13 protein-coding genes are annotated in these 12,972 nt (G+C 31.9%); 2 read left to right on the forward strand and 11 right to left on the reverse strand.

The window, feature by feature from the left end; all coding sequences use genetic code 11:
* Window position 1: 1 nt before the first annotated feature.
* The 8 genes from era to CVIC12175_RS03960 are packed head-to-tail and all read right to left on the reverse strand — an operon-like array spanning window position 2 to window position 7,050.
* Window positions 2-880 (reverse strand): GTPase Era, encoded by an 879-nt coding sequence (gene era, locus CVIC12175_RS03925; protein WP_086256681.1) that lies wholly within the window; start codon window positions 878-880, stop codon window positions 2-4.
* A complete protein-coding gene (gene hslU, locus CVIC12175_RS03930) occupies window positions 877-2,199 on the reverse strand; it encodes an HslU--HslV peptidase ATPase subunit (protein ID WP_086256680.1) in 1,323 nt (440 codons plus the stop codon). Before hslU ends, era begins: the two co-directional genes overlap by 4 nt.
* A 3-nt stretch (window positions 2,200-2,202) precedes the next feature.
* On the reverse strand, window positions 2,203-2,739 hold the full coding sequence (gene hslV, locus CVIC12175_RS03935; RefSeq protein WP_086256679.1) for an ATP-dependent protease subunit HslV: 537 nt from the start codon (window positions 2,737-2,739) through the stop codon (window positions 2,203-2,205).
* The gene (rplI, locus tag CVIC12175_RS03940) at window positions 2,739-3,182 is read right to left on the reverse strand and encodes a 50S ribosomal protein L9 (protein ID WP_086248329.1); all 444 of its coding nucleotides are present in this window, start codon (window positions 3,180-3,182) and stop codon (window positions 2,739-2,741) included. The genes hslV and rplI overlap by 1 nt, the downstream gene beginning before the upstream one ends.
* Before the next feature lie 43 nt (window positions 3,183-3,225).
* Window positions 3,226-3,966, reverse strand: coding sequence for a 4-(cytidine 5'-diphospho)-2-C-methyl-D-erythritol kinase (locus tag CVIC12175_RS03945; protein ID WP_086256678.1), 741 nt, complete (start codon window positions 3,964-3,966; stop codon window positions 3,226-3,228).
* Window positions 3,963-4,190: a carbon storage regulator CsrA gene (gene csrA, locus CVIC12175_RS03950; RefSeq protein WP_086248331.1), complete on the reverse strand. Its 228-nt coding sequence runs from the start codon at window positions 4,188-4,190 to the stop codon at window positions 3,963-3,965. The genes CVIC12175_RS03945 and csrA overlap by 4 nt, the downstream gene beginning before the upstream one ends.
* The gene (gene truB, locus CVIC12175_RS03955) at window positions 4,178-5,005 is read right to left on the reverse strand and encodes a tRNA pseudouridine(55) synthase TruB (RefSeq protein WP_086315878.1); all 828 of its coding nucleotides are present in this window, start codon (window positions 5,003-5,005) and stop codon (window positions 4,178-4,180) included. Before truB ends, csrA begins: the two co-directional genes overlap by 13 nt.
* Window positions 5,002-7,050 carry an ATP-dependent helicase gene (locus CVIC12175_RS03960; protein WP_086256676.1) on the reverse strand — a complete coding sequence of 683 codons (2,049 nt, stop codon included), beginning with the start codon at window positions 7,048-7,050 and terminating at the stop codon, window positions 5,002-5,004. Before CVIC12175_RS03960 ends, truB begins: the two co-directional genes overlap by 4 nt.
* 186 nt (window positions 7,051-7,236) lie before the next feature.
* Between CVIC12175_RS03960 and CVIC12175_RS03965 the strand changes: the two genes are divergently transcribed.
* On the forward strand, window positions 7,237-8,103 hold the full coding sequence (locus CVIC12175_RS03965) for a LysR family transcriptional regulator (RefSeq protein WP_236861093.1): 867 nt from the start codon (window positions 7,237-7,239) through the stop codon (window positions 8,101-8,103).
* On the opposite strand, the gene CVIC12175_RS03970 is transcribed toward CVIC12175_RS03965, so the two are convergent.
* The 3 genes from CVIC12175_RS03970 to sstT are packed head-to-tail and all read right to left on the reverse strand — an operon-like array spanning window position 8,090 to window position 11,485.
* Window positions 8,090-8,536, reverse strand: a complete 447-nt coding sequence (locus CVIC12175_RS03970) for a hypothetical protein (protein WP_086256674.1) — start codon at window positions 8,534-8,536, stop codon at window positions 8,090-8,092. The genes CVIC12175_RS03965 and CVIC12175_RS03970 overlap by 14 nt on opposite strands.
* 2 nt (window positions 8,537-8,538) lie before the next feature.
* A complete protein-coding gene (locus CVIC12175_RS03975) occupies window positions 8,539-10,251 on the reverse strand; it encodes a M3 family oligoendopeptidase (protein WP_086256673.1) in 1,713 nt (570 codons plus the stop codon).
* Between the two features lies 1 nt (window position 10,252).
* Entirely contained in the window at window positions 10,253-11,485 is a 1,233-nt protein-coding gene (sstT, locus tag CVIC12175_RS03980) for a serine/threonine transporter SstT (protein ID WP_086256672.1), read from the reverse strand.
* A 291-nt stretch (window positions 11,486-11,776) separates the two neighbouring features.
* On the opposite strand from sstT, the gene metK reads away from it, so the two are divergent.
* On the forward strand, window positions 11,777-12,970 hold the full coding sequence (gene metK, locus CVIC12175_RS03985; RefSeq protein WP_086315879.1) for a methionine adenosyltransferase: 1,194 nt from the start codon (window positions 11,777-11,779) through the stop codon (window positions 12,968-12,970).
* Window positions 12,971-12,972: the final 2 nt, after the last annotated feature.

Genomic DNA, 12,972 nt, shown 5'->3' on the forward strand with positions numbered 1-12,972 from the left:
CTTAATTTCCTTTTAAATCTAAATATTTTTTAATGCTATTTTCATTGGTATGCCAGTTTTTATCAACTTCTACATTTAATTTAATAAATACTTTTTGATTATTAAATTCACTTATAATTTTGCGAGCTACAATCCCGATTCGCTTAATAGTAGCACCATTTTTGCCTATTAAAATTGCCTTATGGTGGGTATTATCTGTTATGATTTTAGCCTCGATTTCTAAGATATCGCTCTTTTGTCTTACCTTTGATACAATCGCATCAGAACTATATGGCACCTCCTGACTAACACACTCAAATATAGCCTCTAATATAAAATCTCTATAAATATCTTTTTCATTTGTTGAGGTGATAAACTCAGGGTCATAGTAGTAAGGATGTTCTGGAAGTAATGGAGTAAGAGCATCTAAAAATATCTTTCTATAGGCTTGTTTTTTAATAGTTATTGGAACTATAGCTTGAAAATTATTTGAGTATTTTTGATACTCATTTAGCTTTTTAAATAGCTTATTCTCATCGGCCTCATCTATCTTTGTAAGTGCGATTATATGAGGTAAAGTAGTATTTAAGCTTAAAAACTTTTCATAATTTTCTAAACTATCAAAAATACTAGCTACAAATACTACTGCATCTGCATCGCCTAAAGATTTAATAGCGCTTTGAACCATTAGCTTATTTAGAGTTTTAGTGCTATCATGAAGTCCTGGCGTATCTATAAAGATTGCTTGGTCTTGCCCGTTCATTACAATGCCTAAAATTTTGCGTCTTGTAGCATTTTGCTTATGTGAGACCATTGATATTTTTTGGTCTAGTAAGTAGTTTAAAAGGCTGCTTTTACCAGCATTTGTTCTACCAATTAAAGTTACAAATCCACTTCTCATAGTATATATTTTGCTCTATCTTCATCTTGGCAAATTTGCCCTAATTTTTCATCTACTAACTCTTTGGTTATGATGAATTTCTGGCCTTTATATTCATCAGCATTAAAGCTAATATCCTCAAGTAGTTTTTCAATCACAGTATGAAGTCTTCTAGCTCCGATATCTTCTACTTTTTGATTAGTACTTTGAGTAAGTTTAGCAATTTGTCTTAGTGCATCATCATTAAACTCAAGCTCGACTTCCTCTACGCTCAATAGCGCCTTATATTGATTTAGGAGTGAATTTTTAGGTTTTGTTAGAATCTCATATAGAGCATCTTCATCTAAGCTATCAAGATTTACACGCAGTGGGAATCTACCTTGAAGCTCAGGAATTAGATCGCTTGGTTTGGATATGTGAAATGCACCAGCAGCTATAAATAGTATATGATCAGTTTTAATAGTTCCAAATTTAGTAGATACATCACTACCTTCTACAATAGGTAAAAGATCTCTTTGAACGCCTTCTTTGCTAGGGTCTTGACGAGTTGCGCCAGAGCTACTTACAGCTACTTTGTCAATCTCATCAATGAATATTATACCTTCATTTTGAGCTCTTCTTAATGCTTCGGCTTTAATACTTTCCATATCTAGAATTTTTTCACTAGCTTCGTTTTTTAGGCTTTCTTTTGCATCTTTTACTTTTAGTTCTTTTTTAACTTTTTTATTTGTAATTCCAATTACTTTTATAAAGCTTTCTTGCATAGCAGCCATATCAGGTGGTAAATTTGACCCAGCCTCAAAGCTTGCTTGGTCGATTTCTAGCTCAATAGTAAGGTCATCAAGCTTGCCATCTTTTAACTTTTGCTTCATCTTATCATAGCTGATTTGGTATTGCTCTTTTTTCTCATCAGTTGCACCATTTGGGAGTGGCGGAAGAAGCTTTTCTAAGATTTTTTTCTCTATATACTCTTCTATTTTATCACTATTTTTATCTCTATGTTCTTGCTTTACTAAATTTAAAGCTGCCATTGCAAGATCTCTAATCATAGATTCTACATCTCTACCAACAAAGCCAACTTCAGTATATTTACTGGCTTCAACCTTGATAAATGGCAAGCCAAAAAGTTTTGAAAGACGTCTCGCAATCTCTGTTTTACCTACGCCTGTTGAGCCTATCATTAATATATTTTTAGGCACTATATCATCTTGAATATTAGCTGGTAATTGCATACGCCTATAACGATTGCGTAAAGCAATAGCAATAATTTTTTTAGCATCGTTTTGACCAATTACATAGTCATCTAGAAATTTTACAATATCTTTTGGTGTTAAGTTCATATTTTAATCCATTAATGTATAAGTCTTTATGTTTGTATTGGTATATATACAGATCTCTCCGGCTATTTTTAAACTCTCTTTTACTAATTCTTCGCTACTAAGAGATCCAAATTTATCTAAAGCCCTAGCAGCTGAGAGTGCATAATTGCCACCACTTCCGATGGCTGCTATCTTGCCATCTTCTGGTTCTACTACATCTCCAGTTCCACTTAGTAAAAATATATGATCACGATTGAGTACTAGCATCATAGCCTCTAATTTTCTTAGCACTTTATCTTTTCTCCACTCTTTGCTAAATTCAATTACAGCCTTAAGTAAATCACCCTTGACACCTTCAAGGATTCTTTCAAACATATCAAAAAGATTAAACGCATCAGCAGTTGATCCAGCAAATCCGGCTAAAATTTTACCTCCATAAAGCTTTCTAATCTTTACAGCATTGCCTTTTAAAATAGTAGAACCAAAGCTAACCTGTCCATCTCCACCTATGACAGCAGCATCTTTGCCTCTATAAGCTAGTATAGTAGTAGCATGAAACATTATTCACCTACTACTTCTATTTTAAATTTAGCATGAATTTGGTGAGTTAGTTTGATTGATATTTCGTGCTCACCAAGTGCTTTTATATTATCACATTCTAGAGATTTTTTATCTATTTCATAGCCTTTTTGGTCTTTTAATGCTTTTGCTATCTCATCTTTTGTTATACTACCAAATGGAGTTCCGTTAGCTCCTAATTTTGTTTTTATAGTGATTTTAACTCCAGCTAATTCATCTTTTAGCTTTTCATTTTGGCTAATCTCATACTCTTTAATTTGGGCTTCATTTCTTTTGGCTGCTTCCCATTGTCTTAGCACAGCATCGGTTGCAGCTTTTGCTAAACCTTTACCTATTAAGAAGTTATTGCCATAGCCATCTTTTACCTCTTTTACTTCACCAGCCTTGCCTAGTCCTTTTACATCTTTTATTAATAGTACTTTCATATTTTTCCTTTTAGTTTGGTTTTATATATTTTACTTGTTTATATTAAATTTTTAGTTTAAATTTACTACTTCCACTTCCGCTTAAAAACTCATTACTTGCTATTTTTAGCTCACTGTATATCTCTTGAGATGGTTTTAATAGATCATTTAACTCTATATTTGAATAAGTAGATAGAATTTGGCTACTTTTCATCAAACAAAGTTTGCTAGCTAAATCTGTATCAAAACCTTTAAATTTAGCTCTATACTGCGTAAATACTTTTGGAGTAGAGCAAAAAATAGGGCTAGTGATAATATCTAAATTTGGTATATCATCATCAAATTCTTCTACAATCTCACCAATGCCACTTACATTAGCAGAGTCAAATTTACTTACAAAAAATGCTACATCAGCACCAATATTATGTGCTATTTGCATCAATTTATCTTTAGAGAGATTTAAATTTAATCTATCATTAACAAGGTGTAAAAATGCTGCAGCATTACTGCTTCCGCCGCCCAATCCACCGCCAGCAGGGATATTTTTAATCAATTTTACTTGATGATTTTTGAAAAATTCACCAAGTTCATTAGCAAAACCTAAATTTTCTAAAAAATTATAAACTTTAAAGATTATATTATCATCAAAAGGATTATTAATGATAAGCCCATCACCAATTCTATCAACTAAATCAATCTCATCATATAGCTCTTTATAGAGTATAAATCTAGATTTAAGCTCATGATAATTCCCACGAAATCCAACAATCTTTAAAAAGATATTTATCTTAGCATAGCTTTTCATTTAAATATCTTTTTAGCAAGCATTTCTAATAAATTTTGTTTTGGTGTGCTAGATGCTGCGTTTGTATCGGCTACTTCTTTTACTAACTCTTTACGCAAAATTAACACATCTTTTGGAGCTTCTATTGCTATTTTTACTGTGTGATTATTGGTGCTAAGAATCTTAATCTCAATATCATCGCCAATCTGTATTGATTCTGTTGCTTTTCTTGTTAATACGAGCATTTTTCCATCCTGTTAATTGCATATTTTACCTCTTGATTTTCTATCTTAATTATGCTAAAAGCATTATCATACTCTATAAGATATTCTCCATCATTGCTATTATTAAAATCATAAGCTTTGAGTTTTTTACCTAAAACTATATCTAAGATATCGCCTTTATAGCTATTTGATTTTAAATTTAAATATTCAAGTGGATTTAGCGGAGTTTCGTTTTGAAATTTAAATTTTCCTTCACTGATTCTTTCAAGCGCACTTAATGTACCTATTAATCCTAAATTTTTTGCTAGAATTTGTGCATAAGAGCGTATATACGATCCAGCTGAAACTGCTATATCAAATGTGATAAATGGGTGGCAATAGTTTATAAATTTGGTGCTAAAAACCTCCATTTGGCACTCTTTTAACTCAAATTCACTCCCAGCTCTAGCTAGTTCATAAGCTCTTTTACCATCAATTTTTTTAGCGCTAAATTTTGGTGGTGTGTAGTTTATTTTGCCTTGAAGATTTTGTAAAGCGTTTTTTATCTGTGCTTCATCTATGGTAGGTGGAAGGTGAATTTGGTTGATATTTTCATTATCCCCGCTATTTGAACTAGCCCCTAGCCAAAGTGTAGCTCTATAAATTTTAGGTTCTATGTTTAAGTAGTTAAAAAGTTTTGTATATGCCCCAAATGCTACAATTAAGCAACCACTTGCAAAAGGGTCTAAAATGCCAGAAAATCCAGCCTTTTTTACTCCATATTTACGCTTAAGCTGACTTAAAAAGTGGTTTGAGACCACTCCTTTTGGTTTGTATGCTACAAATAGTCTATTCATATAACTTTCTCTACAAATGATGACATTATATCTTTTATATTTCCACCAAAATTTATTTTTAATTTAAATTCATTTTTAATCTTTGTTACTTCTATTACGCGTCCTATGCCAAATATTTTATGCTTGATTAAATCCCCTTTTTTAAACTCATTTTGGCTTTCAATTTTAAGCGAACCTTCACACAATCCAGCTTCGCTTAAAAATCTTGATCTATTTAACTTGGTTCTTTGACCTTTATAAAATCTTGAATTTGAGTATGATAAATTTAATCCTTTTTTAGCCCTTGTAATAGCTACATATGCTAGGCGTCTTTCTTCTTCTATATCGCTTCCATCGCCAAGCAATGGAAAAAATCCCTCCTCAAGCCCAATAACAAAAAGATGTTCAAACTCAAGTCCCTTGCTAGCATGAACGCTCATAATAGATATAGCATCATCACTAATTCTATCTTGTTCGCTCTCAAGTGCAAGCTCGTTTAAAAACTCCTCTAAATCAAATTCAGGAGTATTTAATATATGATCTTTTAATAAAGCATAAAACTCATCTATATTAATTACTCTTTCAGCACCATCTGGCAAACTCTCATAATATGCCTTAATCCCAAATGTAGAATCAAATTTGCTTATTAAATCATATGGAGCTAAAGTAGAAAGCTCTTTGATGCTATCTGCTAGCTGGATTAATGTTTGGCTTAGCTTTTTGCTTAATACATCTTCACTAGCCATATATATTGCATTGTATAGCGAAGCTTTGTTATCAAAAGCAAATTTTTCTAGTTTAGCTAAACTTACCTTGCCTAGGCCTCGTTTTGGACGATTAATAATGCGAGTGAGTGAAAAATCATCATTTGGATTTAAAATCAGCCTTAGATAGCTTATAACATCTTTTATCTCAGCTCTTTCGTAGAATTTGACCCCGCCAACCATTTTATATGGAATTCTAGCCTTATTTAATCCATCTTCTAAGCTTCTTGAGAGCGCATTTACTCTATATAAAATTGCAATTTGACTTGCTGATACTCCACTTGCAAGAAGTTTATTTATTTTTGTAGCAATGTTTTTAGCTTCTGCATTTTCATCGCTATGCTCTAAAATCTCTATAGGATTCTCATCTAGCAACTGACTTACTAAGCTTTTGCCTAGCCTTGATCTGTTGTGATCTATTAGCTCATTGGCTGCTTTTAAGATTGAAGGAGTAGAGCGATAGTTAGTCTCTAATTTAATCAATTTAACATCATTAAATTGATCTTTGAAATTTAATATATTTTCTATCCTTGCACCTCTCCAGCCATAGATACTTTGGTCATCATCTCCTACTACTACTAAGTTTTGATGATTATAGCATAGTTGGCGAAGTAACTTGTATTGTAAATCATTAGTATCTTGATACTCATCAACCATTATATATTTATATCTATCTGAAATTTGACTACTTAAAGTAGGATTATTAGCTAAAATATTATATGTCAAGCATAAAAGATCATCAAAATCAACTAAATTATTACTCTTTAGATACTCCTCATATAGCTTATAGGCTTTAGCAATTTTTTCATAATTTGTTTTTGAGTATTGAGTATCTAGTTTTGAGCTATCCATCACAGCCTCTACACTCAAAAGCATATTTTTATATTTTGAGATCTCATTTGCTACTATAGCTGTTTGGACTTCACTTTCTATCTCTTTTATAATCTTTTTTTTATCATCAGTATCGATTATTATAAAGTTATTACTTCTACCTAGTTCATTAATATGAAATTTCAAAAACAATAAGCCAAATTTATGAAATGTGCAAAGCAAAGGATTAGCATTATAATTGCCAAGCATAGCCATAGCACGCTGCTTCATAGTAGAGGCTGCTTTATTAGTAAAAGTAAGTGTTAGAGTGTTTAGTGGATCTATGCCTACTTGGCTTATTAAATAAGCTAGACGCGAGGTTATAGTTTTTGTCTTGCCGCTTCCAGCCCCAGCTAGGATTAGCATTGGACCATCTATATGAGTGGCGGCTATCTTTTGATTTTCATTAAGTGAATTTAATAAATTGTTCATAAATTGCTCTTTTTTGTTAATAAAGCTAAGATTATATCAAATTTTAACTTAATAATAATATGTGTTACAAAAAGTTACAGATTTATAAATAATCAATAATATAAGTAAAAATTATATTAAATTAAAATCTAATTTAAGCATTAAATTAATAAAATTAAAGGATATAAAACAAAAAAGGGTTGTTTGATGATAGATTTTAATAAAATATATACATTTATGACAATTGTTAAAGAAAAGAGCTTTTCAAAAGCTTCAGCCACTTTAGGCCTTTCTCAGCCAGCTGTTACTTTGCAGATTAAAAAACTTGAAGAGACATTACAAACAACGCTATTAGTAAGGCGTAAAAACGGAATAGTTTTAACAAAAGAGGGGGATAAATTTTATAAATTATGTTTAAAATTTGAAGGAGCTATGTTTAGATTTAAAGAAGAAGCTCATAGAATAAAAGATGAAAAATTTAAAATCTCAGTTGCTACAAACTTACTTATAGCTCATGCTATTTTGCCATTTATGTTAGATAAAATTTGCGATGTTATAAATAGCGATTTAGATGTCAAAATAGTCGATACAAATAATGATCTAGTATCAAGTCTAATGGATAAAAGATGTGATATTATAATGACTCAAGAGAGATTATATAATGATCATTTGATATTTAAAAAGCTATTTGAGTATGAGATAATTTTAGTATCTAATAAAGTTCCAAATCAAAAAATAACCCCAGCAAAGCTTAGCGAATTTAACTTTATCACAGATAGAACGAAAGCATTTTTAAAAGGGTATTTTGAACAGTTTGGTGTAAATTATGATGATTTACACACTGTCTATACTCTTGATGGTGCTATAGCTACTAGGTGCGCAATGCTAAATAATAAATCTAGAGAGTATGTAGCGTTTTTGCCTAAATTTTTAGTGAAAAAATCAATTGCTAATGGCACTTTATTTCCAATAGAAATTGAAGGTGTTAATATTATCCGTCCAGTATTTATAGCAGGACTCAAAGAGAACGAGTCCATACTAGAAAAGGTTAGTAAAATATCTATTGACCTTTAAAAATATCTCTATTTTTAGGGTTATTTAAAAATATCTGCTTTGAGCGCTCCTGCTTAGTTTTAGGATCGCTCGGACTATATGTAGCAAAATTTATTAATATAGGATTTTCATCTATACTAATTCTGATGATAGCGCCAATTGGCACACTAACTAAACTAGCAAAATTATCTGGCCCAAATCCAGCCTCAAATTTCATATCATCACGACTAAGCTTAATGCTACTTAGCGAATATCCAGCTAGGCTAAATAGAATTACAGATGGATTAAAATTAGACTTAATCTCCTGAGGTAGCTCTGGAGAAAAATTAACAAATTTTGTACTAACTAATATATCAAATTGGATATCTTTTTGTATTAACAAATTTAGTAAATCATAGATATTTCTATGCATCATAGAAGCAAACTCGCTATCTTTTAAAAACTCTTCAAGCATTATTACTCTCCTTGTATAAACTCATCTACCAAATTTGCTACTTGAGCAATCCCAACACTCCAAAACTTCTCATCATCAATATCAAATCCAAACATAGCGACAAGCTCTTTTGGGCTTTTGCTACCACCAAGAGATAAAAATTTAGTATATATCTCTATAAAATTTTCACATTTTCCACTTTTATATAGTCCAAAAAGAGCAAGCACTAAAAGCTGAGCGTATGAGTAGGCATAGCAATAAAATGGTGAGTGGATAAAATGCGGTATATAGCTCCACCAAATTTTATAATACTCATTTAATTCTAAAGAGTCGCCAAACATCTTTTTAGACTCTTCTAGCCAAATTTGATTTAGCTCATCGCTACTTATCTCACCATCATAAGCATGAACTCGTCTTTCAAATGTAGTAAAATTAATCTGTCTATAAAGTGTAGCAAAAATATCTTCTATCTTGCCAGCTAGTAGGGCAGTTTTTTGCTCTTTTGGTAGAGTGTTTTTGATATATTCAAAAACCAACATCTCACAAAATACCGAAGCTGTCTCAGCAGTAGTAAGCGGAGTATGTGAGTTAAGATAGCCTACTTCATAGCTAAGATATTGATGTATGCTATGGCCTAGTTCATGTGCTAAAGTAAAAAGATCACGCCTCCTACCTGTGAAATTTAAAAGTACAAATGGATGCACATCGCTACTAGCAGAGTGAGAAAATGCTCCAGCTTGTTTATTTTTATCTGGATATACATCGCACCAATTCTCATCAAAAGCTCTCTTAGCCAAAGTGCCAAAAAGTGGATTAAAACTATTAAAAGCATCAATTACAATCTCTTTAGCCTCTTCATAACTTATCTGTTCATCGCCACCTAAAGGAGCATATCTATCATAATCATATAGCTTATCATAACCTAATATTTGACGCTTTTTATTATAAAATTTAGCTACTAGATCAAAGCTATTTTCACTAGCTTTTATTAGCGCATCTACGCTTGCTTTTTCTATTTGATTGCTTAGGTGTCTACTTGATTCACCTAGCTCATATCCGCGTAACTCACAGCTATTTTTTAGATCTGTTTTTATCATATTATATATGTATGTTAGTAGGTGTTGCATCGGCTCTAAACCTTTGCTTAGTGAGTATGCAGCATCTTTTCTAACGCTTCTATCATCGCTGCTAAGCTTAGATAAAATCTCTTCTTCTTTTAAGCTTTGCCCACGAAACTCAAATCTAGCTCTAGCCATACTCTCATCAAACAATCTACTAAATGCACTAGCACCAGTATTTGCAGTTCTTAGCAAAATTCTCTCTTCTAAAAAGCTTAATTGATGAGCTTTATTTTTAGCTAGATTTTCTAAGTAGTAGCTAAATTTAGGATTTATGGCTATAAAGCTAGATTGTCTATCTTTATCAAGCTCATTAAATTCAATCTCAAAAAATAGAATTTGCTCTTCAATCTTAGTGCAAATCTCTTCATATTTAGCCAAAAAGGCTCCTTGGCTTGTATCTTTGGCAAATTTTAAATATGCATAGCTCATTATCTTACCAATATCAGCTAAAATTTGCTCATATTCACTTATTGCGGTTTTAAATTCATTAGGCTTTAATGAGTTTAGATTTTTATTAAATTTAAAATTAAACTCATTGGCATTTTTTTGTAAATTTAAACAAAATGTATCTAGCTCATCGATACTAGCAAAAAATTTAGATAGATCCCATATCATATCATACTTCCTTAGTGTTATTTGATACAATAGCAGTAAATAAAACATCTGTAGAGCTATTTAGTGCAGTCTCTACTGAGTCTTGAATCACTCCAATAATAAATCCTATAGCTACAACTTGCATAGCTATATCATTGCTAATTCCAAATAATGAACATGCCAATGGAATAAGCATAAGCGAGCCACCAGCTACACCGCTAGCACCGCATGCTCCAATTGCTGCTATAATGCTAAGTAATAATGCATTCCAAAATCCAACTTCAATCCCTAAAGTATAAACTGCACTAAGAGAAAGCACAGCTATGGTAACAGCTGCACCGGCCATATTGATAGTAGCTCCAAGAGGTATAGAGATAGAGTATAGATCTTCATTTAGTTCTAATTTTTTACATAAATTCATATTTACAGGGATATTTGCAGCACTGCTTCTAGTAAAAAATGCCGTAATAGCACTCTCTTTTATACATGTCATTATAAGTGGATATGGATTTTTTCTAGTAACTATAAAAGCGATAATAGCATTTATCACAAAAGCCACAAATAGCATAGTCCCTACAAGAACAAATAAAAGCTTTGCATATCCACCAAGTGCAGCAAATCCAGTCTGAGCCACGCTAATGCTTACAAGGCCAAAAATACCAAATGGTGCTAGACGAATTACAAATTTAACTATTCTTGTAATTGCTTCACTAATATCTTTAAATACTTTTTTTGTCTTATTGCTACAATGTCTAAGAGCCAAACCAGTTGCAATAGCCCAAGCTAAAATCCCAATATAATTACCAGTTGCAATAGCATTTAGTGGATTATCTACAATCTTATATACTAAATCTTTTAATACCACTGCTATATTACTAGGTGCTGCGCTCATAGCTACAGATGTATTTTGCAACACTAAAGCAGTAGGAAAGATAAAGCTAACACACACAGCGGCCAAAGAGGCTAAAAATGTGCCAATTAGATATAATATTATCACATTTTTCATTCCATTAGCACGGCCAAATTCTTTAAGCACTATAGACGCACTTACTAACACAAAAACTAAAACTGGTGCTACTGCCTTTAGCGCACCTACAAAAAGAGAGCCTAAGATCGCTGCTAAATCAGTTAAATTTACAGCAAATGAATTACCACTATGAGCTATAAATCCTAAAATCCCACCAAGAACAATACCAACTAAAATTTGAATTATCAAATTCCCATCTTTATATCGCTGAGCAATATGTCTAATCATTAAAATCCTTTTGAATTAATAAAAACTAATATTATATTTAAAATTCAATTAAATTTGGCTTTACATAATTTTAAAAAGCATATCAAATCTACTATATAAATTTGAATTTATATTTTTTAAATATAACAACTATAAACTATCCTGTCTAATATTAGCTTATCATTAGTTTTAAATTGGTTTAAAAAGATATTTAAATAACTATTACTATTAAATTTAGAATATATAATTAAGATATAATTTATAAAATTATGTTAGAATTGTGCGCAAAAATCAAGTATAATAAGGAAAAATATGTATCTATTTACAAGTGAAGTTGTAAGCCCAGGACATCCAGATAAGTGTGCTGATATCATAGCTGATAGCATTGTTGATGCGATACTTTCACAAGATTCAAAAGCAAGAGTAGCTAGTGAGGTTTTTGTCGCTGGAAAGCATATTGTAATTGGCGGCGAAGTCAACTCAAGTGTAAATTTAAGCCACCAAGAGTATAGATCTATAGTAAAATCAGCCTTAGCAAAGATAGGCTATAATGGTAATCCACACTTTAGCAAAGCCCAATGTCTCCATCCAGATGATATTGAAGTAGATGTATTTTTAAACCAGCAAAGCCCAGATATCAATCAAGGCGTAGATCAAAGCAGTGGTGAAATTGGCGCTGGAGATCAAGGAATTATGTTTGGTTTTGCATCAAATGAGACAAGTAACCTTATGCCAGCAGCAATCACATACGCTAGAATGATTTGTGATAGAGTTTATGATTATGCACTTAAAAATCCTGATAAATTAGGCGTAGATATTAAAACTCAAGTTACAGTTGATTATGGTAGCAAAGCAAAATTTGAAGATTGTCAGCCAGAAAAAATTCACACAATAGTAGTCTCAGCCCCAAGTGTAGAAAGCTTGAAAATAGAAGAGGTTAGGGCGCTTATTAAAGAGCTTATAGATGATTCAGGATTACCACAAAATCTATATGATAAAGATAAAACCATAATCTATATAAATCCAACGGGCAGATATGTAAATCATAGCTCACTTCACGATAGCGGTCTAACAGGTAGAAAATTAATAGTAGATAGCTTTGGTGGATACTCGCCAATAGGTGGTGGCGCACAAAGTAGCAAAGATTATACAAAAGTAGATAGAAGCGGTCTATATGCAGCTAGATGGATAGCTAAAAATATTGTTGCAGCAGGCTTAGCTAAAAAGTGTATAGTTCAACTAAGCTATGCTATAGGCGTAGCAAAGCCAGTTAGCGTAAGCGTGGATTGTATGGGAACAAATATAAATAGTGATGATGATAAATTGTCTGAGTTTGTACATGATAAATTTGCTCTAACTCCAAAATGGATAACAGATAAATTTGGCCTAGATAAACCTAGCAAAGATACATTTTTATACGCTGATGTAGCGGCTAAAGGGCAAGTTGGCGACCCTAGCTATCCATGGGAACAGCTAGATGCTATAGAGATATTTAAGCAAATTTAATT

The sequence above is a fragment of the Campylobacter vicugnae genome (genome assembly GCF_002139875.1).
Taxonomy (GTDB): Bacteria; Campylobacterota; Campylobacteria; order Campylobacterales; family Campylobacteraceae; genus Campylobacter; species Campylobacter vicugnae.

What these genes read in the sequence shown, in the direction of transcription:
- CVIC12175_RS03965 (WP_236861093.1), top strand. Translation starts at nt 7,237, where the DNA reads ATGATAGATTTTAATAAAATATATACATTTATGACAATTGTTAAAGAA.
- CVIC12175_RS03945 (WP_086256678.1), bottom strand. Translation starts at nt 3,966, where the DNA reads ATGAAAAGCTATGCTAAGATAAATATCTTTTTAAAGATTGTTGGATTT.
- sstT (WP_086256672.1), bottom strand. Translation starts at nt 11,485, where the DNA reads ATGATTAGACATATTGCTCAGCGATATAAAGATGGGAATTTGATAATT.
- CVIC12175_RS03970 (WP_086256674.1), bottom strand. Translation starts at nt 8,536, where the DNA reads ATGCTTGAAGAGTTTTTAAAAGATAGCGAGTTTGCTTCTATGATGCAT.
- CVIC12175_RS03960 (WP_086256676.1), bottom strand. Translation starts at nt 7,050, where the DNA reads ATGAACAATTTATTAAATTCACTTAATGAAAATCAAAAGATAGCCGCC.
- hslV (WP_086256679.1), bottom strand. Translation starts at nt 2,739, where the DNA reads ATGTTTCATGCTACTACTATACTAGCTTATAGAGGCAAAGATGCTGCT.
- era (WP_086256681.1), bottom strand. Translation starts at nt 880, where the DNA reads ATGAGAAGTGGATTTGTAACTTTAATTGGTAGAACAAATGCTGGTAAA.
- hslU (WP_086256680.1), bottom strand. Translation starts at nt 2,199, where the DNA reads ATGAACTTAACACCAAAAGATATTGTAAAATTTCTAGATGACTATGTA.
- csrA (WP_086248331.1), bottom strand. Translation starts at nt 4,190, where the DNA reads ATGCTCGTATTAACAAGAAAAGCAACAGAATCAATACAGATTGGCGAT.
- truB (WP_086315878.1), bottom strand. Translation starts at nt 5,005, where the DNA reads ATGAATAGACTATTTGTAGCATACAAACCAAAAGGAGTGGTCTCAAAC.
- rplI (WP_086248329.1), bottom strand. Translation starts at nt 3,182, where the DNA reads ATGAAAGTACTATTAATAAAAGATGTAAAAGGACTAGGCAAGGCTGGT.
- CVIC12175_RS03975 (WP_086256673.1), bottom strand. Translation starts at nt 10,251, where the DNA reads ATGATATGGGATCTATCTAAATTTTTTGCTAGTATCGATGAGCTAGAT.
- metK (WP_086315879.1), top strand. Translation starts at nt 11,777, where the DNA reads ATGTATCTATTTACAAGTGAAGTTGTAAGCCCAGGACATCCAGATAAG.